At 59.8% G+C, this 25730-nt stretch carries 23 protein-coding genes; 13 read left to right on the top strand and 10 right to left on the bottom strand.

Annotated features, from left to right (window positions below; all coding sequences use genetic code 11):
- Positions 1–93 precede the first annotated feature (93 nt).
- Entirely contained in the window at positions 94–714 is a 621-nt protein-coding gene (locus tag OZ428_RS06330) for a DUF1120 domain-containing protein (protein ID WP_269132900.1), read from the top strand.
- Here the strand turns inward: OZ428_RS06330 and OZ428_RS06325 are convergent.
- Entirely contained in the window at positions 711–1964 is a 1254-nt protein-coding gene (locus OZ428_RS06325; protein WP_269132898.1) for a CynX/NimT family MFS transporter, read from the bottom strand. The genes OZ428_RS06330 and OZ428_RS06325 overlap by 4 nt on opposite strands.
- Positions 1965–2140: 176 nt before the next feature.
- Between OZ428_RS06325 and OZ428_RS06320 the strand changes: the two genes are divergently transcribed.
- Positions 2141–2452 (top strand): type II toxin-antitoxin system MqsR family toxin, encoded by a 312-nt coding sequence (locus tag OZ428_RS06320; RefSeq protein ID WP_269132897.1) that lies wholly within the window; start codon positions 2141–2143, stop codon positions 2450–2452.
- A complete protein-coding gene (locus tag OZ428_RS06315; protein WP_133074597.1) occupies positions 2449–2943 on the top strand; it encodes a type II toxin-antitoxin system MqsA family antitoxin in 495 nt (164 codons plus the stop codon). Before OZ428_RS06320 ends, OZ428_RS06315 begins: the two co-directional genes overlap by 4 nt.
- A 51-nt stretch (positions 2944–2994) precedes the next feature.
- Here OZ428_RS06315 and OZ428_RS06310 read toward each other — a convergent pair whose 3' ends face one another.
- The 4 genes from OZ428_RS06310 to OZ428_RS06295 all read right to left on the bottom strand — a co-directional run bounded on the left by OZ428_RS06310 (position 2995) and on the right by OZ428_RS06295 (position 7164).
- A complete protein-coding gene (locus tag OZ428_RS06310) occupies positions 2995–3759 on the bottom strand; it encodes an amino acid ABC transporter ATP-binding protein (RefSeq protein WP_010444394.1) in 765 nt (254 codons plus the stop codon).
- Between the two features lie 11 nt (positions 3760–3770).
- The gene (locus OZ428_RS06305) at positions 3771–4868 is read right to left on the bottom strand and encodes an amino acid ABC transporter permease (RefSeq protein ID WP_016978216.1); all 1098 of its coding nucleotides are present in this window, start codon (positions 4866–4868) and stop codon (positions 3771–3773) included.
- A gap of 10 nt (positions 4869–4878) precedes the next feature.
- Positions 4879–6060: an amino acid ABC transporter permease gene (locus tag OZ428_RS06300; RefSeq protein ID WP_133074599.1), complete on the bottom strand. Its 1182-nt coding sequence runs from the start codon at positions 6058–6060 to the stop codon at positions 4879–4881.
- Positions 6061–6132: 72 nt separating this feature from the next.
- Complete coding sequence (locus OZ428_RS06295; protein ID WP_016978213.1) at positions 6133–7164, bottom strand: amino acid ABC transporter substrate-binding protein; 1032 nt, start codon at positions 7162–7164, stop codon at positions 6133–6135.
- 345 nt (positions 7165–7509) lie between these two features.
- Here OZ428_RS06295 and OZ428_RS06290 point away from each other — a divergent pair, with 345 nt between their 5' ends.
- Complete coding sequence (locus tag OZ428_RS06290; RefSeq protein ID WP_033902501.1) at positions 7510–8166, top strand: alpha/beta hydrolase; 657 nt, start codon at positions 7510–7512, stop codon at positions 8164–8166.
- Between the two features lie 96 nt (positions 8167–8262).
- Positions 8263–9732, top strand: a complete 1470-nt coding sequence (gene rhlB, locus OZ428_RS06285) for an ATP-dependent RNA helicase RhlB (RefSeq protein ID WP_206542906.1) — start codon at positions 8263–8265, stop codon at positions 9730–9732.
- A gap of 125 nt (positions 9733–9857) precedes the next feature.
- On the opposite strand, the gene moaE is transcribed toward rhlB, so the two are convergent.
- The 5 genes from moaE to OZ428_RS06260 all read right to left on the bottom strand — a co-directional run bounded on the left by moaE (position 9858) and on the right by OZ428_RS06260 (position 13973).
- Positions 9858–10310: a molybdopterin synthase catalytic subunit MoaE gene (gene moaE, locus OZ428_RS06280; protein WP_133074601.1), complete on the bottom strand. Its 453-nt coding sequence runs from the start codon at positions 10308–10310 to the stop codon at positions 9858–9860.
- Positions 10311–10312: 2 nt separating this feature from the next.
- Positions 10313–10555: a molybdopterin converting factor subunit 1 gene (gene moaD / locus OZ428_RS06275; RefSeq protein ID WP_033899587.1), complete on the bottom strand. Its 243-nt coding sequence runs from the start codon at positions 10553–10555 to the stop codon at positions 10313–10315.
- On the bottom strand, positions 10552–11025 hold the full coding sequence (moaC, locus tag OZ428_RS06270) for a cyclic pyranopterin monophosphate synthase MoaC (protein WP_061435383.1): 474 nt from the start codon (positions 11023–11025) through the stop codon (positions 10552–10554). The genes moaD and moaC overlap by 4 nt, the downstream gene beginning before the upstream one ends.
- Positions 11026–11113: 88 nt before the next feature.
- Positions 11114–12508: a PhoH family protein gene (locus OZ428_RS06265; protein WP_016978207.1), complete on the bottom strand. Its 1395-nt coding sequence runs from the start codon at positions 12506–12508 to the stop codon at positions 11114–11116.
- Positions 12509–12848: 340 nt separating this feature from the next.
- Positions 12849–13973, bottom strand: a complete 1125-nt coding sequence (locus OZ428_RS06260; protein ID WP_269132896.1) for a polysaccharide deacetylase family protein — start codon at positions 13971–13973, stop codon at positions 12849–12851.
- 120 nt (positions 13974–14093) lie between these two features.
- On the opposite strand from OZ428_RS06260, the gene yaaA reads away from it, so the two are divergent.
- The 8 genes from yaaA (at position 14094) to OZ428_RS06220 (ending at position 25712) form a co-directional block, all read left to right on the top strand.
- Positions 14094–14873, top strand: a complete 780-nt coding sequence (gene yaaA / locus OZ428_RS06255) for a peroxide stress protein YaaA (protein WP_095014777.1) — start codon at positions 14094–14096, stop codon at positions 14871–14873.
- 827 nt (positions 14874–15700) lie between these two features.
- Positions 15701–17017 carry a nucleotide sugar dehydrogenase gene (locus OZ428_RS06250; RefSeq protein WP_269132895.1) on the top strand — a complete coding sequence of 439 codons (1317 nt, stop codon included), beginning with the start codon at positions 15701–15703 and terminating at the stop codon, positions 17015–17017.
- An 83-nt stretch (positions 17018–17100) separates the two neighbouring features.
- On the top strand, positions 17101–18582 hold the full coding sequence (gene alg8, locus OZ428_RS06245) for a mannuronan synthase (protein ID WP_161630253.1): 1482 nt from the start codon (positions 17101–17103) through the stop codon (positions 18580–18582).
- 36 nt (positions 18583–18618) lie between these two features.
- Positions 18619–19785, top strand: a complete 1167-nt coding sequence (locus OZ428_RS06240; protein ID WP_133074604.1) for an alginate biosynthesis protein Alg44 — start codon at positions 18619–18621, stop codon at positions 19783–19785.
- A gap of 2 nt (positions 19786–19787) precedes the next feature.
- On the top strand, positions 19788–21182 hold the full coding sequence (algK, locus tag OZ428_RS06235; protein ID WP_033899571.1) for an alginate biosynthesis TPR repeat lipoprotein AlgK: 1395 nt from the start codon (positions 19788–19790) through the stop codon (positions 21180–21182).
- Positions 21179–22666: an alginate export family protein gene (locus OZ428_RS06230; protein ID WP_133074605.1), complete on the top strand. Its 1488-nt coding sequence runs from the start codon at positions 21179–21181 to the stop codon at positions 22664–22666. Before algK ends, OZ428_RS06230 begins: the two co-directional genes overlap by 4 nt.
- The gene (gene algG / locus OZ428_RS06225; RefSeq protein ID WP_269132894.1) at positions 22666–24255 is read left to right on the top strand and encodes a mannuronan 5-epimerase AlgG; all 1590 of its coding nucleotides are present in this window, start codon (positions 22666–22668) and stop codon (positions 24253–24255) included. The genes OZ428_RS06230 and algG overlap by 1 nt, the downstream gene beginning before the upstream one ends.
- Before the next feature lie 11 nt (positions 24256–24266).
- The gene (locus tag OZ428_RS06220) at positions 24267–25712 is read left to right on the top strand and encodes an alginate O-acetyltransferase (RefSeq protein WP_133074874.1); all 1446 of its coding nucleotides are present in this window, start codon (positions 24267–24269) and stop codon (positions 25710–25712) included.
- The last annotated feature ends 18 nt before the right edge of the window (positions 25713–25730 follow it).

Here is a 25730-nt window from a genome sequence, read left to right as displayed (position 1 = left end):
GAGCGCAAGCCTGTCCGCCCGCAGCCCACGTTACCGGGGTAGCCATTGCTTCCCCGCCTAAACGTTCTACTTTCCGTAGCCAGGAACAATACGTTGAAAACCACCCGCAACCTTCTGATTGCAGCACTGCTGACAAGCGCCGCGCATGCTGGCGCCATGTCCAATGTCGACTTGGCCGTCAAAGGCTCAATCACGCCGAGCGCCTGCGCACCCGGCATCTCCAACGGCGGCTTAGCCGATTTCGGCAAAATTTCCGCCAAGGATCTCAAACCCGACAACGAAACAATCCTGAAGGGACACTACTTTCAATTTACGGTGACTTGCGAAGGCGCAACCCTCATGGGACTGCAAGCCAAGGATAATCGTGAAGGCTCGGACTATACCGACAGGGTCGATCAATTCGGCCTGGGCTTGATCAATGGCAGTGAAAAGCTCGGTGCCATGGAGCTTAGCCTTTCGAACCCGGTAGCCGATGGCGTCGCGTCCCGGATGATCCATTCCGAAGATGGCGGCCTGACCTGGAGCAACGGGCGTTATCTGTGGCGCACCAATATTCTTTCGGTCGCCGATGCCAGCATCAACGCGCCAATCCCGGTGCAGCAGTTCAGCTCGACGTTGCGTATCTTCACACTCATCGCCCCCACCAGCGGCCTGAACCTCACTGAGGAAGTGCCCATCGACGGCTCGGTCACCCTGACCGTGCGTTACCTCTAAACCTTCTCGCTGGTCACGCCAACGTACAAGGCCCGACCAGCGCCCAACCCGGCGATGATCGCGCCCAGGCCAATCACGCCGAACACCCAGCCGGTGGCGCCCCAGCCACCGGTCCAGTCATGCAACACACCCACGGCCAGCGGGCCCATGGATGCCAGTGTGTAGCCAATGCCCTGGGCCATGCCCGACAGGTTGGCGGCCACGTGGGAGTCCCGCGAGCGCAACACGATCAGGGTCAGCGCCAGGCTGAACGTACCGCCCTGGCCCAGTCCCAGCAGAATCGCCCAGCCCCACAACCCTTCCAGCGGCGCAAACAGGCAGCCAAACAGCCCGCCGAGGGTGAGCAACATCACCACCACGATGGCCAGGCGCTGGTCCTTGCCGCGGGTGGCCAACCACGGCGCGGTCAGGGCACTGAGCAATTGCACGATGATCGAGCCGGACAGCAGCAAGCCGGCTTCGGTGGCGCTCAGGCCACGGCTGATCAGAATCGACGGCACCCAGCCAAACACGATGTAGGCCAGGGACGATTGCAGGCCCATGTACAGGGTGACTTGCCAGGCCAGTGGATCGCGCAGTAAGCCTTTCACGCGGTAGGCGACTTGATGGACGCCGTGTTTCTGCCTTGTTTGCGGCAACCAGAACAGTGCCGCCAACAGCGCGGGCATGATCCAGAAGCCCAGGCCGAGGGTCCAGCTGTCACCGAAGTAGTGACTCAACGGCACTGTCGCGCCCGCTGCCAATGCCGCGCCCAGGCACAACGCCATGGTGTACACACCCGTCATGGTGCCGGCCTGCTTGGCGAAGTCGCGCTTGACGATGCCGGGGAGCAACACGCCGATGATGCCGATACTGGCGCCTGCGACCAGGCTGCCGGCGAACAGCCCGGCTTCGCCAAACGAGCTGCGAAGGATGATGCCTGCGGCCAGTGTGAGCAGAATCCCCAGCACCACGCGCTCGGCACCAAAGCGCCGCGCGAGGATTGGCGCCAGCGGCGCAAACAGGCCCAGGCACAGCACCGGCAAGGTGGTCAGCAAACCGGCCTTGGCGGCCGACAGTCCCAAACTGGCCGACACGTCGTTGAGCAACGGCGACAGGCTCGACAGCGCCGGGCGCAGGTTCATTGCCACCAACACCAACCCCAAGATCAACAACCACGGGCGGCTTACCACCGGCGGGCAGTGTTGCACCACTTCGTCGTCGGCTTCGGCGTCGATCAAGAGTTCTTCAAGCTTGGTTTCGGAGGTCATTGATCCACTGCCGGCAGAGGGATGGGCGTTTGCCCTGATCACTGGTTGAAAAGTCCCACAGCCTATTCGGACGCGCCTACAAGAGCAACGCACTAGGTTTTTTAGGCAGGAAAAGGAGCAGTATTTTCGATTGGTAAAATTACCCTCTGAGGGTAATTATTGGACTCAGGTGTCTTATGGAAAAGTACACACCTCATTACGATTTGGCGGTGATAAAGGCGGATGTGAGGCGGCTGGGGAGAAGCGCCTTTACACAGACAGCGCAAAAATCCGGTTGGGAACTGCGCTTCAGCATCGAGCAAATGCAGGACGTCATTTACGAGTTACAAAACTGGATGTTGTACAAATCGATGACCACTTATGGAGATCATCGAGTCTGGCAAGACGTGTACTACACCCACTCGAAAGGCAGGGAGATTTACGTCAAGGTGACTTACCGCGCAAACGGTAGACCTCCGGTAATCTCCTTCAAGGAGAAAAACCAATGAAAGAACCCGAGCTGTGCTACATCTGCGGCGCCCCCGACGCACTACACTACTTCGAGGGCCGCAGTGAAACCATTAGTGTCAAAGGCATGGAGCGCCGGGTGGACAATCTCTCTGGCTGGGAATGTCATGTATGTGGAGACGGCTTTTGGGATCCAGATACAGATAGCGCCGACCGTTATGGAGAAGCAGGCGATGAACTCGTCGTCGCCGCCCGAAAAATGATCGGCGCCGAGATAAAACGTACCCGCCGCAAGCTGCACCTTACGCAAAAGGAAGCGGTGGAATTGCTCTCCGGTGGCGGTCACAACGCCTTCTCACGTTACGAACGCGGCGAACTGCTTGCCCCCAAAACCTTGGTGCTACTGATGCGCTTGCTGGATCGTCACCCGCATTTGCTGGCGGATGCAAAAGCCTTGGCAGAAGGCGCCGATATGCGCGGCGCCTTTACCTACACCGTGAACAACGACGCTGAAGCACTCAAAGCGTCCTAGCCCAAAAAAATAAACCCGGCGCCAGGCCGGGTTTATTTATTCACATATCGATCAATGCAAAATCTGGCTCAAGAACAACTTGGTCCGCTCATTCTGCGGGTTGTCGAAGAAGTCATTTGGCGCCGCCTGTTCCACGATCTCGCCCTTGTCCATGAAGATCACGCGGTTGGCCACGGTGCGCGCAAAGCCCATTTCGTGGGTCACGCACAACATGGTCATGCCGTCTTCGGCCAGGCCGATCATGGTGTCGAGTACTTCCTTCACCATCTCCGGGTCGAGTGCCGAGGTCGGCTCATCGAACAGCATGATTTTCGGCTTCATGCACAGCGCCCGGGCAATCGCCACACGCTGTTGCTGCCCACCGGACAGTTGACCCGGAAACTTGTGGGCCTGCTCCGGGATGCGCACGCGCTCCAGGTAGTGCATGGCGATTTCCTCGGCCTTGCGCTTGGGCATCTTGCGCACCCACATCGGCGCCAACGTGCAGTTCTGCAAGATGGTCAGGTGCGGGAACAGGTTGAAGTGCTGGAACACCATGCCGACTTCACGGCGGATCGCTTCGATCTGCTTGAGGTCGTTGGTCAGTTCCACGCCATCCACCACGATGCGGCCCTGCTGGTGTTCTTCCAGGCGGTTGAGGCAGCGAATGGTGGTGGACTTGCCCGAACCCGACGGGCCGCACAGCACGATACGCTCGCCCTGCTTGACGTTGAGGTTGATGTCTTTCAACACGTGGAACTGGCCGTACCACTTGTTGACGCCCTGCATCTGGATAATGCCTTCAGGGCTCACAGGCTGTTTGATCGCTTCGCTCATAACAACAACTCCTAACGCTTGTGGCCTGTGTCGAGCTTGTGTTCCAAATGAATGGAATAGCGCGACATACCAAAACAGAAAATCCAGAACACCAGGGCGGCGAACACGTAGCCTTCGGTGGCCATGCCCAACCATTTAGGGTCGGCGGCGGCTTGCTTGACGCTGTTGAGCAGGTCGAACAGGCCGATGATGATCACAAGGCTAGTGTCCTTGAACAACGCGATAAAGGTGTTGACGATGCCGGGGATTACCATCTTCAGCGCCTGCGGCAGAATCACCAGGCCCATCGAACGCCAGTAACCCAGGCCCATCGCCGCAGCCGCTTCGTACTGACCTTTGGGAATCGCCTGCAAGCCACCGCGCACCACTTCAGCCACGTAGGCCGACTGGAACAGGATCACGCCGATCAGCGCCCGTAGCAGTTTGTCGATGCCCATGCCTTCGGGCAGGAACAACGGCAGCATCACCGAGGACATGAACAGCACGGTGATCAACGGCACGCCGCGCCAGAATTCGATGAAGGTCACGCAGACCACTCGAATCGCCGGCATATTCGAACGCCGCCCGAGCGCGAGCATGATGCCCAGCGGCAAGGCGCCGGCGATGCCGACGGTGGCGATCACCAGGGTCAGCATCAGGCCGCCCCATTGGCTGGTCGCCACGTTGGTCAGGCCAAACGCCCCGCCGTGCAGCAGGAAGAACGCGATGATCGGGTACAGCACCAAAAAGCTCAGCCCGTAGACCGCCTTGCGCTGGAAGCGCGAGATGAACAACGGCGCCACGCCAACGATGGCCAGCCACACGGTGAGGTCCACGCGCCAGCGCAGGTCGCCGGGGTAGTAGCCGTACATGAACTGCCCGAAGCGCTGTTGGATAAACACCCAGCAGGCGCCTTCCTTGGTGCAATCGGCGCGTGTCGTACCGACCCAGTTGGCGTCGATGATCGCCCAGCTCAGGATCGGCGGCACCACCAGGTAGATCAGGTAGAACGCCAGCAGCGTGAGCAAGGTGTTGAGCCAGCTGGAGAACAGGTTGGCGCGCATCCAGGCCATCGGCCCGAACACTTTGTTCGGCGGCGGCATATCCGGTTTGAAAGTATGTGAACTCATGGGCGTTTCCTCACCGCTCGATCAGCGCAATGCGCTTGTTGTACCAGTTCATCAGCAGGGAAATGCTGATGCTGATCGCCAGGTACACGCTCATGGTGATGGCAATAACCTCGATGGCCTGGCCGGTCTGGTTGAGTACCGTGCCGGCAAACAGCGAAACCATTTCCGGGTAACCGATACCGGCCGCCAGGGACGAGTTTTTCGCCAGGTTCAGGTATTGGCTGGTCAGCGGCGGAATGATCACCCGCAGGGCCTGCGGAATGATGACCTTACGCAGCGTCGGCCCAGGGCGCAGGCCCAGGGAGCGCGCGGCTTCGGTCTGGCCGTGGCTGACGGACTTGATGCCCGACCGCACGATCTCGGCGATAAACGCCGCTGTGTAGACGGTCAGCGCCAGGGTCAGTGCCAGCAGTTCGGGGATCAGCACCCAGCCGCCGACAAAGTTGAAGCCTGAAAGCTTTGGCATTTCCCAGTGCAGCGGGGCACCGAAGATCAAGGCGCACAAAGCCGGGATCACGATGAACAGCGCCAGGCCGGCCCAGAACTTGTGGAACGGTACGCCGGTCGCTTCAAAACGCTTGTTGGCCCAACGCGCCATCAGCACGATTGCCACGATGGCGACCAAAATGCTGACCACAAACGGCCAGAAACCGTCGGCGGCAATCGCTGCCGGCATGTTCAGGCCACGGCTGCTGACAAAGAAGGTATCGCCGAAGTTATGACTGTTACGCGGCCCCGGCATGGTCAGGAACACCGCGAAATACCAGAACAGGATTTGCAGCAGCGGCGGAATGTTGCGGAAAACTTCCACATACACGGTCGCCAGCTTGTTGATCATCCAATTCGGCGATAGCCGCGCCACGCCGATGACGAACCCGAGCAGGGTCGCCAGGATCACGCCGATGAAGGTCACCAGCAGGGTGTTGAGCAAACCGATTACAAAGACCCGGGCATAGCTGTCCGATTCGGTGTAGTCGATCAAATGCTGCGCGATGCCGAAGCCGGCACTGCGTTCAAGAAAGTCGAAACCCGAGGTAATGCCCCGGTGTTGAAGGTTGGTCTGGGTATTGTTGAAGAGGTACCAGCCCAGCGAGACCACCGCCACAATCGTGATGATCTGGAAGAGCCACGCACGCACTTTAGGGTCGCTGAAGCTGAGCTTCTGCTTGGGTGCGCCGATTTGTTTTTGCATGAAATGCCCCGAAAATAATGGAACAGAACATCACCCGGCGGTTGGCCCACCGGGTGACAGAACCATCAGCGATCAGCGCACAGGGGGTGCGTATTGAATGCCGCCGTTGTTCCACAGCGCGTTCAGGCCACGGTCGATTTCCAGCGGGGTGCTCTTGCCCAGGTTGCGCTCGAACACTTCACCGTAGTTACCGACTTGCTTGACGATCTGTACAACCCAGTCTTTCTTCACTTTCAGGTCTTTGCCGTATTCGCCGTCGGCACCGAGCAGACGCGCAACGTCCGGGTTCTTGGTGGACTTGGCTTCAGCTTCAACGTTTTTCGAGGTGATACCGGCTTCTTCAGCGTTGAGCATGGCGTAGCCAACCCAGCGCACGATGGCCAGCCACTCGTCATCGCCGTTACGCACGACCGGGCCCAATGGCTCTTTGGAAATGGTTTCCGGCAGAACCACGTAGTCCTTCGGCGCGGCCAGCTTGCTGCGCTGGGCGAACAGTTGGGACTTGTCGGAGGTCAGCACGTCGCAACGCCCGGATTCCAGCGACTTGGCGCTTTCGTCGGAGGTGTCGAAGGTGATCGGGGTGTATTTCAGGTTGTTGCCACGGAAGTAGTCGGAAACGTTCAGCTCAGTGGTGGTACCGGCCTGGATGCAGATGGTTGCACCGTCCAGTTCCTTGGCACTTTTCACGCCCAGCTTGTTGTTTACCAGGAAGCCGATGCCGTCGTAGTAAGTGATGAAGCCTGGGAATTTCAGGCCCATGCCGGCGTCGCGGGAGCTGGTCATGGTGGTGTTGCGGGACAGGATGTCGACTTCGCCGGATTGAAGCGCGGTGAAACGCTCCTTGGCGTTCAACTGGCTGAATTTGACCTTGGTCGCGTCGCCGAAAACGGCAGCGGCCACAGCGCGGCACACGTCAGCGTCGATCCCGAGGATCTTGCCGCTGGCATCCGGCACCGAGAAACCCGGCAGGCCGTCGCTCACGCCACATTGCACAAAGCCTTTCTTCTGCACGGCATCCAGGGTGGCGCCGGCTTGGGCGAAACCGCTGACACCCAGTACAGCCGCCGCAGTGACGATGGCCAGGGTGGATTTCAATACCTTCATTCAAACCTCCAGTTTGCTCTTGTTGTGTCGGAGCTCGAACCTCAGCGCACCCTTATGAGGCGATATCGACCCGTGTTGGCTTTTTTTAGGGTCAAGCAGCATGAGGCTTTCGCGGTAATTCCAGCTGCTTTCCCACAACGGTAGTCACTGATAGTGTTACCGAATCAGGAAAGCTCTGACATCGAACTACACGTAGCAAGGCGCGTACCAGAGTGATGGCTGAGCCGTTTCAGCCCACTATCAAGAGCAAAAGATTCAACCTTGCGACATTCTCTTAACAGATCAACCCGTGACGCACCGTTCAGTCGCACTTAATCGGAGCGCGCGCACATTAATGGAGCAGACATGACCGACCCCTTGATTCTTCAGCCCGCCAAGCCCGCAGACGCCTGCGTCATCTGGTTGCATGGCCTGGGTGCCGATCGCTACGACTTCCTGCCGGTGGCCGAAGCGCTGCAGGAAAGCTTACTGACTACCCGTTTCGTTTTGCCCCAGGCGCCGACCCGTCCGGTGACGATCAACGGTGGCTACGAGATGCCGAGTTGGTACGACATCAAGGCCATGAGCCCGGCGCGCTCCATCAGCCTGGAAGAGCTGGAAGTCTCAGCCAAAATGGTCACGGATTTGATCGAAGCGCAGAAGAGAACCGGAATAGACGCGTCGCGCATTTTCCTCGCCGGTTTCTCCCAAGGCGGCGCCGTGGTTTTCCACACCGCATTCCTGAATTGGGAAGGCCCGTTGGGTGGCGTGATCGCCCTCTCCACTTATGCGCCGACCTTCAGTGATGAACTTGAATTGTCCGCCAGTCAGCAGCGTATTCCGACGCTGTGCCTGCACGGCCAATATGACGACGTGGTGCAAAACGCTATGGGCCGTAGTGCCTATGAGCATTTGAAGACCCGTGGTGTCACCGTGACATGGCAGGAATACCCAATGGGCCACGAAGTGTTACCCGAGGAGATCCGCGATATCGGTGCCTGGTTGACCGCTCGCCTGGGCTGAAAACCACGGTTTATGTAGCCGTATGACAGACGCACTACGCCGCGCCCGATTCTTGCATTACACTGGCCGGCGTACATTCCTTAACCAATTAATGAGATCACCGTGCTCAAAGCACTCAAGAAGATGTTCGGCAAAAGCGAGGCTGAGCCGCTCGCGCCTGATTCCAGTGCTCCTGCCCCGACAGCCGGTAGCCGCAATGACGGCCAACAACCCGCGCGGAACGCACCGGCTGCCCAGCCCAAGAAGCCAGCGGTGACACCGCCTGAACAGGCAAAGCCAGTTGAACCTGCTGCCGCGCCAGTGGCGCCAAAGCCACGTCGCGAACGTGCGCCAAAGCCGCCGGTGATCCCATGGAAACTCGAAGATTTCGTCGTCGAGCCCCAGGAAGGCAAGACGCGTTTCCACGATTTCAAACTGGCGCCTGAACTGATGCACGCCATCCAGGACCTGGGGTTCCCGTACTGCACGCCGATCCAGGCGCAGGTGTTGGGCTTCACCCTGGCCGGCAAAGACGCCATCGGCCGCGCCCAGACCGGCACCGGCAAGACCGCCGCGTTCCTGATCTCGATCATCACCCAGTTGCTGCAGACGCCGCCGCCGAAAGAGCGCTACATGGGTGAGCCGCGCGCACTGATCATCGCCCCGACCCGCGAGCTGGTGGTGCAGATCGCCAAGGACGCCGCCGACCTGACCAAGTACACCGGTCTCAACGTCATGACGTTCGTCGGTGGCATGGATTTCGACAAGCAGCTCAAGCACCTCGAAGCCCGTCACTGCGACATCCTGGTGGCGACACCGGGCCGCCTGCTGGACTTCAACCAGCGCGGCGACGTGCACCTGGACATGGTCGAAGTGATGGTGCTGGACGAAGCCGACCGCATGCTCGACATGGGCTTTATCCCACAAGTGCGTCAGATCATTCGCCAGACCCCGCCGAAATCCGAGCGCCAGACCCTGCTGTTTTCCGCGACCTTCACCGAAGACGTGATGAACCTCGCCAAGCAGTGGACCACCGACCCGTCCATCGTCGAGATCGAAGCGGAAAACGTCGCCAGCGAAAACGTCGAGCAACACATCTATGCCGTGGCCGGTGCCGACAAGTACAAGCTGCTCTACAACCTGGTCAACGACAACGGTTGGGAGCGCGTGATGGTGTTCGCCAACCGCAAGGACGAAGTGCGCCGCATCGAAGAACGCCTGGTGCGCGATGGCGTCAACGCTGCGCAATTGTCGGGTGACGTGCCCCAGCACAAGCGCATCAAGACGTTGGAAGGCTTCCGCGAGGGCAAGATCCGCGTGCTGGTGGCGACCGATGTGGCAGGCCGTGGGATTCACATTGACGGCATCAGCCACGTGATCAACTTCACCCTGCCGGAAGTGCCGGATGACTACGTGCACCGCATTGGCCGTACGGGTCGTGCGGGGGCTGCGGGTGTGTCGATCAGCTTTGCGGGTGAGGATGACTCGTATCAGTTGCCGTCGATCGAGGCGCTGCTGGGGCGCAAGATCAGCTGCGAGACGCCGCCGACGCATTTGCTGCGGGCGGTGGAGCGTAAGCGCCCTTAAGCCTGAAATGCGGCCAAAAATGTGGGAGGTGGCTTGCCTGCGATAGCATCACCTCGGTGTAACTTAAAAACCGAGGTGTTTGCATCGCAGGCAAGCCACCTCCCACATTTGCTTTTGTGTTTGACCTAGGACTTCCAGCGGTCCGCTGCGGCGTGATCGCTACTGCGCCCCTCCACCCAACGCGGCCCCTCACTGGTATTTTCCTTCTTCCAGAACGGCGCCCGTGTCTTCAGGTAGTCCATCACAAACGCGCACGCATCAAACGCCGCCTGCCGATGAGCGCTGGCCGCCGCCACAAACACAATCGGCTCACCCGGCTCCAAAGCGCCAATGCGGTGCAGCACTTCCAGCTTGAGCAACGGCCAGCGCTGCTCGGCTTCCACAGCGATCTTGGCCAGGGCTTTTTCGGTCATGCCGGGGTAGTGTTCCAGGAACATCCCCGACACGTCGCGGCCATCGTTGAAGTCGCGCACGTAGCCGACAAAACTCACCACCGCGCCCACGCCCACATTGGCCGCGTGCATGGCATTCACCTCAAAACCCGGATCAAACGCCTTGGCCTGCACACGAATGGCCATGATCAGCCTCCGGTCACGGGTGGGAAGAATGCCACTTCGTCACCTGCCTGCACCGGCTCATCGAGGCCGCACAGCTCTTCGTTGCGCGCGCACATCAGGCTGGTCTCGTTGAGTACGGCAAACTCCGGGTCACTGGCCAACGCCAGGCGTACAGCGTCGACAGTGGCGAAATCACCTTCCATCTCCAGCGAATCAAACCCCACCGCCTCGGCGTAACGCGCAAAAAACAATACGTTGATGCTCATGCCTGGTCCGCCTTGAAGTGCCCGCTCTTGCCGCCCAGCTTTTCCAGCAGGCGAATGCTTTCGATGGTCATGCCGCGGTCCACGGCCTTGCACATGTCGTAGATCGTCAATGCCGCGACGCTGGCGGCGGTGAGGGCTTCCATTTCCACGCCGGTCTGGCCGGAGAGTTTGCAGCGCGCCAGGATGTGCACCGCGTCAGCGCCATCGGCGCTCAGTTCGACCTTGACGCCCGTCAACATCAACGGGTGGCACAGGGGGATTAAGTCACTGGTTTTTTTCGCCGCCTGGATCCCGGCAATACGGGCCACGGCAAATACGTCGCCCTTGGGATGGGCGCCATCGACAATCATTTGCAGGGTCTCGGGCAACATGCGCACGCGCGCTTCGGCCACCGCCTCGCGGAACGTCACGGACTTGTCGGTGACGTCGACCATATGGGCGCGACCTTGGGAATCGAGGTGAGTCAGCACAGGGATACTCCTGATCAGGAGCACCGATTGTAAACCTTACACACAATAAATGTGGGAGCTGGCTTGCCAGCTCCCACTGTGGCTGTGGTTACAGATGGGATTCGGCGTATTCCGCCAGGATCGAACGTGGAACCCCTTGCAGCGCAATGTGCACGCCGTTCGGGAAGTCTTTGAAGCGTTCCGTCAGGTAAGTCAGCCCGGAGCTGGTCGCGGACAGGTAAGGGGTGTCGATCTGTGCCAGGTTGCCCAGGCACACCACTTTGGAACCAGCGCCGGCACGGGTGATGATGGTTTTCATCTGGTGCGGGGTAAGGTTCTGGCATTCATCGATCAAAATCAGGCTCTGCTGGAAGCTGCGACCTCGGATGTAGTTGAGGGATTTGAACTGCAACGGCACTTTGCTGAGGATGTAGTCGACGCTGCCATGGGTGTTTTCGTCATCCATGTGCAAGGCTTCGAGGTTGTCGGTGATCGCCCCCAGCCACGGTTCCATTTTTTCCGCTTCGGTGCCGGGCAGGAAGCCGATTTCCTGGTCCAGGCCCTGCACGCTGCGGGTGGCGATGATGCGGCGATAGCGCTTGGTCACCATGGTCTGCTCGATCGCGGCAGCCAGGGCGAGGATGGTCTTGCCGGAACCGGCGGCACCGGTCAGGTTGACCAGGTGGATGTCCGGGTCGAGCAGCGCGTACAGCGCCAGGCTCTGGTAGATGTCACGCGGTTTCAGGCCCCAGGCTTCCTGGTGCAACAGGGGTTCCTGATGCAGGTCGAGGATCAGCAGCTTGTCGACCTGGATCTCTTTGATCCAGCCCACGAAGCCCTGTTCGTCGACGATGAATTCATTGATATGCACCGCGGGCAGATTTTCGATCAGCTGCACCTGGTGCCAGGTACGGCCATGGTCCTGGCGGGTTTCGACCTTGCTGACGCGATCCCAGAACGAGCCAGTGATCATGTGATAGCCACGGGACAGCATCGACACGTCGTCGACCAGTTGGTCGGTACTGTAGTCCTCGGCCGCGATCCCACACGCTCGGGCCTTGAGGCGCATATTGATGTCTTTGGTCACCAGCACTACGCGCAGGTCCTTGTCGCGGGCGTGCAGGTCGATCAATTGGTTGATGATTTTGTTGTCGTTCAGATTTTCCGGCAGCAGGCTGTTGGGCTCGCTGCGCTTGCTCATCAGAATCGACAGCAAGCCCTTGGGCCCGCCTTTGCCGCGCTGGATCGGTACGCCGACTTCGACGTCCTCCGGCGACGCTTCGCCCAATGTCTTGTCGATCAGGCGGATGGCCTGGCGACATTCGGCGGCAACGCTGTGGTGCCCGCTTTTGAGTTTGTCGAGTTCCTCAAGCACGATCATCGGGATGGCGACGTGGTGTTCTTCGAAGTTGAGCAGTGCGTTTGGATCGTGGATCAATACGTTGGTATCAAGCACATAAAGGATTGGCTGGTCGGAAGAAGGGTTACGTCCATGATCATCCATACTCGGTCACCTTTTGTGGGAGCCAGTCGACGCAATACCTGGGCGGTGCTGCGCCTCGATTCGACCACCGACTGCACCTGAGTGACGTCAAGCGCAGTGCCCACCTGAGGAGTCTTGGAAGACGCCACCTGTGCTGCAGGTTTCGGCGATCTGACTTCGTAATACCGCAAAACATGTGACAGAAAAAAGCACTTTGACGCTTTTTTGAAGTTTATTTTTCAGGATGACGAATAGCACTAGCCGAGTACCCCGTACCCCGCTAAAGTCGGAAGTCCGCCTGCTTCGAAATGTCGCAAAAAATCACCCCGAAAACGCCTCATCCCCAACAGGGCCGGGCACTTCATCGAAACGCCTCCCGGCAGTCCTGCCAACCCAGACCACTCTGCGCCGTCGCCTGCAACAGCATGGGTAAAGCCACCCGCGCCTTGTCCTGGGTGTCGTGAAACACAATCACGCCTTTGCGCCACAGCAGCATCAAGGTCAGCACCCGTTGCGCCGATTCATCGGCCTTGAGCTTGCCCGGTTCGTCCTGGGAATCGATGTCCCACAGTGCCACCTGCAAGCCCTGGGCTTGAAAGAAGCCCTGGCTGTCCGCACGACGTTGACCATAGGGCGGGCGGAACAGCGGCACGTAGTTTTCCGGCATGAGGTTTTGCGCCAGTGACGCACTGCGGGTGATGGAACTCTGCCAATCCACCCAATGGCTGTGTGAACGGTACTGCCAGCCTTGGGTGCCAACGCACTGGCCCTGGTACAACGCCTGCACATCGGCCACCGAACTGCGCTCGACACGGGTTTGCAGGCTGCTGCCGAGGGCGAAGAACGTGGCGTTCATCTTTTGCTTGCGCAGGTAGTCGGTGAGCCAGTCGGTATTGCCGCTGACCGGCGCGGGGCCGCCGTCAAAGGTAAGCAGGAACAGGCGATCGTTGAATTCATCGCCATTGCGCTCATGGTCGCCGAACCGTGCGATTTCGCTGCTGATCTGCGGGAACAGCGCGGCCTTGCGCAGCAGCTCGTCCAGGTAGCGCTCATGGAACACATGGCTGGGGTTGGCCCAGCCTATATAGAAGGAGTCTTCACTCACCTCGAACTTGCCGGCCTGCTCACGCAGGTCGTCCATGTTCTCTACCAGATAACAGAACGAGGCGTCGACTTCGCAGCTCTGCTGGGCAAACGTGTAATTCTCCAGCAGGCGCTGCCAGAGCTGGCGACGCAGGTCGTCGATGGCGGACAGGTTGATATTCTTCAGGCCCAGCCGCTGTTTGAGCGCGGCGTCGTCCTGATTCTCACTGGCCAGCAGGCTGTGGGCGAACATGAGGATTTCGGCGCGTGAGGCCACGTCGAACAGCGCCGGGCTGCCGAGTTTTTCAGGCCAGATGCCACGGTCCAGGCTCGCCACATCCACGGGCGCTGCCTGGGCGTTCAGGCATAGCAGACATGCCGATAAGAAAAGCGCTATTCGCACACGGGGTCTCCCTCTCCAGAGTCACCGGTCATCATAGCGGATCACGCCTATCGCCATCATAGGTGGAGTCAAAACGCCCCAGCCCCTAGAATCCCTCCCACGATTACAGGAGACGACTTCATGCTGATGGTGATTTCACCCGCCAAGACCCTCGATTTCGAGACTGCGCCTGCGACCCAGCGCTTTACCCAGCCGCAGTACCTGGACCATTCCCAGGAGCTGATCGAGCAACTGCGTGAGTTCAGCCCGGCGCAAATCAGCGAATTGATGCACGTATCCGACAAGATCGGCGGCCTCAACGCCGCGCGTTTCGGCAGCTGGACACCTGCGTTCACGCAGGAAAACGCCAAGCAGGCGCTGCTGGCCTTCAAAGGCGACGTGTACACCGGCCTGAATGCCGAGACGTTCAGCGACGCCGACTTCACCTATGCCCAGGACCACCTGCGCATGCTCTCGGGCCTCTACGGCCTGCTGCGCCCGCTGGACCTGATGATGCCGTATCGCCTGGAAATGGGCACCAAACTGCCCAACGCCCGTGGCAAGGACCTGTACGCCTTCTGGGGTACCCGCATCAGCGAATGGCTTAACGAAGCGCTGGCTGAACAAGGCGATGATGTCCTGCTGAACCTGGCCTCCAACGAGTACTTCTCGGCGGTCAAGCGCACGGCGCTGAACGCGCGGATCATCAACACCGAGTTCAAGGACCTGAAGAACGGTCAGTACAAGATCATCAGCTTCTACGCCAAGAAAGCCCGGGGCATGATGAGCCGCTTTGTGATCGAAGAACGTATCAACGACCCGGCCAAGCTGAAGGAATTCGACGTGCAGGGCTATCGCTTCAATGCGGAGCAGTCGAAGCCGGATAACCTGGTGTTCCTGCGCGATCACGCACCGGAATAAAGCTCTCCAGAACACAGATGTTCAAAGTGGGAGCTGGCTTGCCAGCTCCCACATTTTTGAGTGCATCTCAGCACCATGTTCGTCATTATTTTGGCGTCAAAAAATATCTTGACGCATCTCTAACAATTCTTTCACTCGACATCCGTCGTTTTTTTTCGTAGTGGCACCACTTTTTTTAAACACTAGTGGCACAAAACTATCCCCCTCTCCCAACTCCCCACAACTACTGGCCCAAATAGCAAGTGCTATCAATATAATACCAGTGCCATCTTTCCTAATATTTCAAGAAATTTCCGGAAACAGGATGAGCGGCCCGGAACTTCGTCAAAACGCACGGCTCATACCACCGGTAACGAAATTCTCTGTTTCTGTAAGAGATGACTTACATAACGACCCAAGGAAGTAGCGAAGTTGCCCCATCAACTTTGACTCATGGGTCATATCATCAACTGATATGAGTTGAGGGCGGCGATAAGGATGAATTGCTATCCCCTATAGGCCAAGGCAGCGCTTACCTAGATGTGTCAGTGATGACACCCAAGGTGCTGATAAATAAAGGCTTTAAGCCTCTATCTGCACCCTGCGGCACTGGCGTCGGCACCTTCCCCCAGGAAGGCCGGCTGCATTTCAGGGCAAGCCCCAATAACAAGGCCAAGTTGCGCACAACTTGAGTGCAATAGTTAGTCACTCACTAATTAACATGCCTGTACGCGGTAAGTCGGCGTCTATTCGCCCAACTTTCGTGGCATCAGTGACGCTTGCAAACATGAACTCGCCATCTAATTGGCATGATTAACACCGTCTTCAATGACAAAGAGGTAAATGCGATGCGCATCAGCATATTTGGTTTGGGTTACGTTGGCGCAGTGTGTGCCGGTTGCCTGTCTGCCCGTGGCCACGAAGTGGTGGGCGTAGACATCTCCAAGGACAAGATTGACCTGATCAATGCGGGCAAATCGCCAATCGTTGAACCTGGTCTGGGCGAGCTGTTGAGCCAGGGTATTCAGAACGGCCGGCTGCGCGGTACTACCAACTTCGCCGAAGCCATCCGCGACACCGACCTGTCGATGATCTGCGTCGGTACGCCAAGCAAGAAAAACGGCGACCTGGAACTGGATTACATCGAAGCGGTATGCCGCGAAATCGGCTTGGTCCTGCGTGACAAAACCACCCGCCACACCGTGGTCGTGCGCAGCACCGTGCTGCCAGGCACCGTGGCCAACGTGGTGATCCCGATCCTCGAAGACTGCTCGGGCAAAAAAGCCGGCGTCGACTTCGGTGTCGCGGTCAACCCGGAATTCCTGCGTGAATCCACCGCCATCGCCGACTACGACCTGCCACCGATGACCGTCATCGGTGAATTCGACAAAGCCTCCGGCGATGTCCTGCAGTCGCTGTACGAAGAGCTCGACGCACCGATCATCCGCAAGGACATCGCCGTTGCCGAAATGATCAAGTACACCTGCAACGTATGGCACGCCACCAAGGTGACCTTCGCCAACGAGATCGGCAACATCGCCAAGGCCGTCGGCGTCGACGGTCGCGAAGTGATGGAAGTGGTTTGCCAGGACAAGACCCTCAACCTGTCCCAGTACTACATGCGCCCTGGCTTCGCCTTCGGTGGTTCGTGCCTGCCAAAAGACGTGCGCGCCCTCACCTACCGCGCCAGTTCGCTGGACGTGGAAGCGCCGCTGCTCAACTCGCTGATGCGCAGCAACGAGTCCCAGGTGCAGAACGCCTTCGACATCGTCTCCAGCCACGACAAGCGCAAAGTCGCCCTGCTGGGCCTGAGCTTCAAGGCCGGTACCGATGACCTGCGCGAAAGCCCATTGGTCGAGCTGGCCGAAATGCTGATCGGCAAGGGCTACGACCTGAGCATCTACGACAGCAACGTCGAGTACGCCCGTGTTCACGGCGCGAACAAAGACTACATCGAAGGCAAGATCCCGCACGTGTCGTCCCTGCTCAACTCGGACTTCGACGACGTGATCAACAACTCCGACGTGATCATCCTGGGCAACCGCGATGAGAAATTCCGTGCCCTGGCGCAGAACGCACCGCACGGCAAGCAAGTGATCGACCTGGTGGGCTTCATGTCCAAGGCCACCAGCACGAGCGGTCGTACCGAAGGCATTTGCTGGTAACAGCAACGGCCAGTTCCAAGCTGCCAGCGTACTAATCCCCAGCGCTGGCAGCCTGGAGCCTTCTTCACCTTCGGATGACGCTTATGTCCAAGTTAAAACACATATTGCTCCAATCCGCCGGCTGGCTGTTCTTCCTCAGCCTGCTGATGGGACTCGCCCTGCTGCTACCGGCGAGTACGTTCGACTCCGAGTCGAAGAATTTTATTTTCCTGATTGGCGCCGTCGGCATCTGGCGCTACTCGATGGGTGCTACGCATTTCTTTCGCGGCATGCTGTTCCTGTACGTGGTCTACCCGCACCTGCGCCGCAAAGTGCGCAAGCTGGGCAAGGCTGCCGACCCGTCCCACGTGTTCCTGATGGTCACCAGTTTCCGGATCGATGCGCTGACCACCGCGCAGGTCTACAGCTCGGTGATCCGTGAAGCCATCGAATGCGGCTTCCCGACCACCGTGGTCTGCTCGCTGGTGGAAATGTCCGATGAGCTGCTGGTGAAAAGCCTGTGGGAACGCATGAACCCGCCGGAACACGTGAAGCTCGACTTCGTGCGTATCGCCGGTACCGGCAAGCGCGACGGCCTGGCCTTTGGTTTCCGCGCCATCTCCCGCCACCTGCCGGATGACCGCGCAGTCGTTGCGGTGATCGACGGCGACACCGTGCTCGCCGAAGGCGTGGTACGCAAGACCGTGCCGTGGTTCCAATTGTTCGGCAATGTCGGCGGCCTCACCACCAACGAATTCTGTGAAGTACGCGGCGGCTACATCATGAGCGAGTGGCACAAACTGCGCTTCGCCCAACGCCACATCAACATGTGCTCCATGGCCCTGTCCAAGCGCGTACTGACCATGACCGGTCGTATGTCGGTGTTCCGTGCCAGCGTGGTCACCGACCCCGGCTTTATCGCCGACGTGGAAAGCGACTCGCTGCAACACTGGCGCCTGGGCCGCTTCAAGTTCCTCACCGGTGATGACAAGTCCAGCTGGTTCAGCCTGATGCGCCTGGGCTACGACACGTTCTACGTGCCGGACGCGGCGATCCATACCGTGGAACACCCGCCGGAAAAGAGCTTCATCAAGGCCAGCCGCAAGCTGATGTTCCGCTGGTACGGCAACAACCTGCGCCAGAACTCCCGCGCCTTGGGCCTGGGTGTACGCCGCCTGGGTCTGTTCACCAGCGTGGTGTTGTTCGACCAACGCGTGTCGATGTGGACCTCTCTGCTCGGCCTGACCGTGGCAATCATCGCCACCTTCAAGTATGGCGGCGCGTTCATCCTCGCGTACCTGCTGTGGATCGGCATTACCCGCTTGATTCTCACCCTGTTGCTGTCGTGCTCTGGCCACACCATCGGTCCGGCTTACCCGGCGATTCTCTATTACAACCAGATCATGGGCGCACTGGTGAAGATCTACGTGTTCTTCCGCCTTGATCAACAGTCCTGGACCCGCCAGGACACCAAACTGACCCGCGATTTGGCCAGCTTTCAACGTTGGTTCAACACCTGGTCGTCTCGGACCATGACCTTCTCCGCCGGCAGCATCTTCGTTGCCGTGTTGCTGATGATGGTCTGACCCTGCCAAGCCTGAATTAACTAGGAACTACACACCATGAATAGCCAAGCAAACGTCAACGTTGTCCACGAATCCGAAGCCCAGCGCCAACATGCCCGCGTGAAAATCCCGGCCAAGCTGCGCTTCTTCAACACTGACCGCACGCCGACCGAAGCCCGGGTGATCGACCTGTCCGCCGGCGGCCTGGCCTTCACCTCGACCCAGCCGTTGACCGTCGGCGAAGTACACAAGGGCCGCCTGCAATTCGTGATCGATAACCTGGGCCTGGCCATGGACGTGGAGCTGCAGATCCGCTCCTACGACCGCCAGAGCGGCCGCACCGGTTGCCAGTTCCAGAACCTCGAACCCCAGGATATTTCTACCCTGCGCCACCTGATCACTTCGCACTTGTCCGGCGACATCGTGACCATGGGCGACGTGCTGGCAACCCTGCAACGCGACAACTTCACCAAGGCGCGCAAGGTCAAGGACGGCGGCAGCAACATGACCGCCGCCGGCCGTCTACGTGCCGTGGTGTTCAGCGCAGGCATCTTCATCGTCGGCCTGGCCGCCTTCGGTTTCATCTTCAAATCGGTGTACGGCATGTACTTCGTCAGCCACGCCCAGGCCGGCCTGGTCAGCGTACCCGGCATGAACGTGACCATGCCGCGCGACGGTACGGTGCAAAGCCTGCTCAAAGGTGACGGGATCGCCGCCAAAGGCGCGCCGCTCGCCACCTTCAGCACCAGCATGCTCGACGTGCTCAAGGGCCACCTGGACGAAGACCAACTGCAGCCGGCCAAGGTCGAAGAGCTGTTCGGCAAGCAAATGACCGGCACCCTGACCTCGCCTTGCGATTGCGTGGTAGCCCAGCAAATGGTCGCCGACGGTCAGTACGCCAACAAAGGCGACGTGATCTTCCAACTGGTGCCACGCGGCAGCCTGGCCAATGTGGAAGCGCGCTTCACTTATCGCCAGTTCGCCGATGTTCGCCCAGGCACGCCGGTGAGTTTCCAAGTGGCCGACGAAGAACAGATCCGCACCGGCACTATCGTCAGCAGCACCAGCCTGAACAGCGCCGACCTGTCCTCCGACATCCGCGTGCAGATCAAGCCTGACGCACCGCTGGACAGCACCTACGCCGGTCGCCCGGTAGAAGTGACCAGCGACCGTGGCCCCTCGCTGAACTGGCTGATCGATAAAGCCATGGCTGCGGGTCTTTAATCATGAGCGCCCTTCGAAACCTACCGGTGCCCCTGGCGCTGGCCATCGCCCTCGCCGGTTGCGCCGGCCTGCCCGACCAACGCCTGGCTAACGAAGCTTTGAAACGTGGCGACACCGTCACCGCGCAGCAGAATTACCAGCAACTGGCAGACCTGGGCTACAGCGAGGCCCAGGTGGGCCTGGCTGATATCCAGGTAGGCACCCGCGATCCGGCGCAAATCAAACAGGCCGAAGCCACCTACCGCGCAGCGGCAGATACCTCGCCCCGCGCCCAGGCCCGCCTCGGTCGCCTGCTGGTGGCCAAGCCTGGCAGCACCGAAGCCGAACACCATGAAGCCGAAGGCCTGCTGAAAAAAGCCTTTGCCAATGGCGAAGGCAACACCCTGATCCCGCTGGCGATGCTGTACCTGCAATACCCACACAGCTTCCCGAACGTGAATGCGCAGCAGCAGATCAGCAAATGGCAGGCAGCCGGTTATCCGGAAGCTGGACTGGCCCAGGTCCTGCTGTATCGCACCCAAGACACCTACGACCAGCATCTGGATGACGTAGAGCGCATCTGCAAGGCCGCGCTGAACACCACCGATATCTGCTACGTCGAACTGGCCACGGTCTATCAGAAAAAAGCCGAGCCCGAGAAACAAGCCGAGTTGCTCAAGCAAATGGAAGCCGGCTACAGCCGTGGCACCGTTACTGCACAGCGTGTCGACAGTGTTGCCCGCGTACTCGGCGACGCCACCCTCGGCCAACCGGACGAAAAAACCGCCCAGGCCCTGCTGGAAAAAATCGCCCCTGGCTACCCGGCTTCGTGGGTCAGCCTGGCGCAACTGCTCTACGACTTCCCGGAACTGGGTGACGTCGACCAGATGATGAAGTACCTGGACAACGGCCGCGCCGCCGACCAACCGCGCGCCGAACTGTTGCTGGGCAAGCTCTACTACGAAGGCAAGTGGGTGCCGGCTGACGCCAAGGCCGCCGAAGCGCACTTTGAAAAAGCCGTGGGCAAGGAAGTGGCCGCCGATTACTACCTCGGCCAGATCTATCGCCGTGGCTACCTGGGCAAGGTCTACCCGCAAAAAGCCCTGGACCATTTGCTGACCGCTGCGCGCAACGGCCAGAACAGCGCCGATTTCGCCATCGCCCAATTGTTTTCCCAAGGCAAGGGCACCAAGCCCGACCCATTGAATGCCTATGTCTTCAGCCAGTTGGCCAAAGCCCAGGACACGCCAGAAGCCAACGACTTGGCCACGCAGCTGGAAACCCCGCTGACGCCTGAGCAACGCGCCCAAGGCCAACGCCTGGTGCAACAGGAACTGGCCGCCCGCGGCACCCTGGCCCAGAGCACGCTGCAACTGCACGCCCTGGATGAAGAAGACGACGGCGAGGAATCCCTATGAAGCTCAACCCATTCGTCAAGGCCGGTATCGGCCTGACCTTCGCCCTGCTGTGGTCGTGCCCGACCCTGGCCGCGCTGACCGAAGCCAAGAACTTCGGCCTGGAAGTCAAAGCCACCGCGCAGTCCGAAGACGACCGCGACCTGGGCACGCAGAAAGGCGGCGACGTCAACGGCGTCGGCCTCGACCTGCGCCCGTGGATCTACGGCGAAAGCGGCGCGTGGAGCGCCTACGCCATGGGCCAGGCCGTGGTCTCCAGCGACATCATCGAGACCGACCCGCTGCAACAGTCGGCCGATGACGAAAACCAGCAGACCACCAACAACGACCGCAAGGCCAAGAAAAACTACTTGGCCATGCGTGAGTTCTGGGTCGGCTACAGCGGCTTCACGCCCTACCCTGGCGAGATCCTCAAGCTGGGTCGCCAACGCCTGCGCAACGACGACGGCCAATGGCGCGACACCAACATCGAAGCGCTGAACTGGACCTTCGACACCACCCTGCTCAAGGCCAATGTCGGCGTTGCCGAACGCTTCAGCGAATACCGCACCGACCTCAAGGAACTGTCGCCCAAGGACAAGGACCGCCAGCACCTGTACGCCGACGCCGCCTACCAGTGGACGCCCGGCCAGTGGATCGGCCTGCGCGGCCACCACACCCACGACAACGGCAAGCTCGACTACCCCGAACCCGGCGTGCCGACCGATTCGTTGGACAAGCGTGAGAACGGCGACCTGAGCTGGCTCGGCATCGAAGCCAACAGCGACGCCTACAACTGGCGCAACACCAATACCGTCAACTACTGGGCTAGCGTCACCGGCATGCGTGGCGACCGTGACACCGTCAACGCGCTGAACGCCGATGGCACTCGCCCAACCAATGCCAAGCGCAGCGATGACGTGAGCGGCTGGGCCACCGACCTCGGCGTGCGTCTGCGCCTTGATCCGCAGTGGCAAGTCGGTGCGGCCTACTCCCGCGCCAGCGCCGAGTACGAGCAGAACGGCCTGCAGAGCAACCGTTCGAACTGGACCGGTACCCAGTCCCGCGTGCACCGCTTCGGCGAAGCCTTCCGTGGCGAGATGAACAACATGCAGTCCATGAGCCTGTTCGGTTCCTGGCAGCTGCGCGAGGACTATGACGCCAGCCTGGTGTATCACAAGTTCTGGCGTGTCGACGGCAACAAGCCGGTCGGCAGCAACGGCATCGATGCGGTGCAGAACAACACTGACGACGTGACCGGCGCGATCCTGTCCAGCACGTCCCTGCCGCTTGAAGACGGCAAGAAAGACCTGGGCCAAGAGATGGACTTGGTCGTCACCAAGTACTTCAAGACCGGCCTGTTGCCGGCTGCGCTGAGCCAGTCGATCGACGAGCCGTCGGCCCTGGTGCGTTTCCGTGCCGGTGTGTTCAAGCCGGGTGACGCCTATGGCAGCCAGGTCGATTCGTACATGCATCGCGCCTTTGTCGACGTGATCTGGAAGTTCTGATGGGAGCCTGCGCAATGAACCCTCAAGCCCTCAAAGGCTCGGCCCTGTTGGCGGCAGCGATGCTGCTGGCAAGCGGTGCTGCCCTGGCCGATGTCGCGCCGCAGGCGAAAGCGCCGACCATCGCCAAAGAGCTGCAACAGGCCAAGACTTACACCATCTCCAGCCCGCCGACCGCGCCGCTGGAAATGGCCAAGCCGGCCCTGCCGGATCTGTCGGGCTACACCGATGCGGCGATGGAAAAGAAAATCGTCAGAAGCAAGCCGGGCAAGATCAGCCTGCGCCGCATGATGCAGGAAGACGCCCTCAAGGATTTCATCGGCGGTGATAACAAGATGGCCGAGTGGGTGGTGCGCCAGCACGGCATTCCCCAGGCGATTTTTGTCGACGACGGCTACATGAACCTCAAGGACCTGCTGGGTAAAGTGCCCAAGCAGTACCTGAGCGAGACCTCGCCAGGTGTGATCGTGGCCAGGCTGCCAATCGTGGTTGGCCGCAAGGGCATCCTGGAAATCGACAAGAAGACCCAGGAACTGCGTTTGTCCCAGGAAGCCGGTTCGTTCCTGATCAACGACGGCCAGTTGTTTGTGCGTGACACCAACGTCACCGGCTGGAGCGAAAAGGCCAACGGCCCGGCGCTGTTCAAGTCGCCCAAGGAATTCCGCCCGTTCCTGCTGGCCTGGGGTGGCACCGAGACGTATATCTCCAACACCAAGATGGCCAGTTTCGGTTACGCCAACAGTAAGTCGTACGGGGTGAGTATTTCCCAGTACACGCCGAACATGGCCAAGGTGCTCAAGCGTCCCGAGCCGACCGGCTGGATCATCAACTCCGAGTTCTCGGACATGTGGTACGGCTTCTACTGCTACGAGACCACGAACTTCGTGATCAAGGGCAATACCTACAAAGACAACATCGTCTATGGCATTGACCCCCATGACCGTTCCCACGGCCTGATCATCGCGGACAACACCGTCTACGGCACCAAGAAGAAGCACGGCATCATCATTTCCCGGGAAGTGAACGACAGCTTCATCTTCAACAACCGCAGCTACGACAACAAGCTCTCGGGCCTGGTACTCGACCGTAACAGCGTCAACAACATCGTGGCCGACAACGAGTTCTACCGTAACCACACCGACGGCATCACCCTCTATGAGAGCGGTGACAACCTGCTGTGGGGCAACAAGGTGATTGCCAACCGTCGCCACGGTATCCGCGTGCGTAACAGCGTGAACATCAAGTTGTACGAGAACACCTCGATGGCCAACGGCCTGACCGGGCTGTACGGCCACATCAAGGACTTGACCGACACCGACCGTGACATCGCCCTCGACCCATTCGACGCCAAGGTCTCGCTGATCGTGGTCGGCGGTGAACTGGCGGGTAACGGCAGCGGACCGCTGTCCATCGACTCGCCATTGAGCGTGGAGCTGTACCGCGTGTCGATGCTGGCGCCGACCAAATCCAGCGGTATCAGCTTCAACGGCGTGCTGGGCGATCGCCAGGAAGAGATTCTCGACCTGCTGGTGCGCCAGCAGAAAGCCGTGCTGATCGACCCTGTCGAACGCCAGACCGAATTGCAGGACTGAGGATGACCCTTATGCACCCACACATGATCAAATTGCTGAGCCTCTCGGGTCTGACCCTCGGCCTGCTCGCGGCCAGCCAGGGCGTGCGCGCCGACGAAATCAAGGCGCCGACCTTCACCGCCGAGCCGTGCTGCAGCCTGTGCCCGGCCGCCCACGATGCACGCAACTACACCACGCGCTACCAGCAGAACTTCACCACCCTGGTGCAAGCCCAGGGCGACTGGCTGTTCCGTACCCAGGAAGACCTGCGCACCGAGTTCGACACATCGCCTGCCGGCTACAAACGCATGCAACAGCTGCACGATGCGTTCAAGGCCAAGGGCGTGGAACTGGTGGTGGTCTACCAGCCGACCCGTGGCCTGGTGAACCGCAACAAGCTCAACCCAGAAGAGAAAGCCAAGTTCGATTTCGACAAGGCGCTGGGTAACTACAAAACCATGCTCGGGCGTTTCGCCAAGATGGGCTACGTGGTGCCGGACCTGTCGCCGTTGACCAACGAGCAGTTGCCGGACGAGTTGCCGGCCCACGATTTCTACTTCCGTGGCGACCAACACTGGACCCCGTACGGTGCCCAGCGCACCGCGAAAATCGTCGGTGAGAAAGTGCGCGCCATGCCTGAATTCGCGGATATTCCGAAGCGCGAATTCGAGACCAAACGCTCCGGACGCATGGGCAAGACCGGCACCCTGCACAACATGGCCGGGCAACTCTGCGGCACCAGCTACGCGATCCAGTACATGGACCAGTTCACCACCGAGCCCAAGGGCGAAGCGGGCGACGGCGACCTGTTCGGCGATTCGGGCAACCCGCAGATCACCCTGGTGGGCACCAGCCACAGCGGCAAGAACTACAACTTCGCCGGCTTCCTGGAACAGGAAATCGGCGCCGACATCCTCAACGTCGCCTTTCCTGGCGGTGGCCTCGAAGGCTCGATGATCCAGTACCTGGGCAGCGACGAATTCCAGAAGACCCCGCCAAAAATCCTCATCTGGGAATTTTCGCCGCTGTACCGCCTGGACCAGGAGACCATCTACCGCCAGATGATGTCGCTGCTGGACAACGGCTGCGAAGGCAAGCCGGCACAGATGACCGCCAGCACTTCGTTGAAGCCGGGCAAGAACGAATTGATGGTGAACAGTTCGAACAAAGACCTGCGTAATGCCAATCACCAGGTTGATATCCGCTTCGCCGACCCGTCGGTGAAAACCCTGCAAGCCACCCTCTGGTACATGAACGGGCGCCACGAGGACATCAAGATCGAGAAACCCGAAACATCCGATACAGACGGGCGTTTCGCCTTCGAACTGCGTACCGATGAAGACTGGGCCTCGCAGAACTTGCTGGCCGTGGAAGTCCAAGGCCCGGAAGCGGGCCAGGCTGCGCAGAAGGTTGAAGCGAAAATTTGCACACGCAACGTATTCCCAGCGAGCGGTCAACAGACTGCTTCGACGCCTTGAAATAAGCGTGCAATGAGG

Source organism: Pseudomonas sp. GXZC (genome assembly GCF_026967615.1).
GTDB lineage: Bacteria > Pseudomonadota > Gammaproteobacteria > Pseudomonadales > Pseudomonadaceae > Aquipseudomonas > Aquipseudomonas azotoformans_A.
This window is presented reverse-complemented; position numbering and strand designations above follow the sequence as displayed.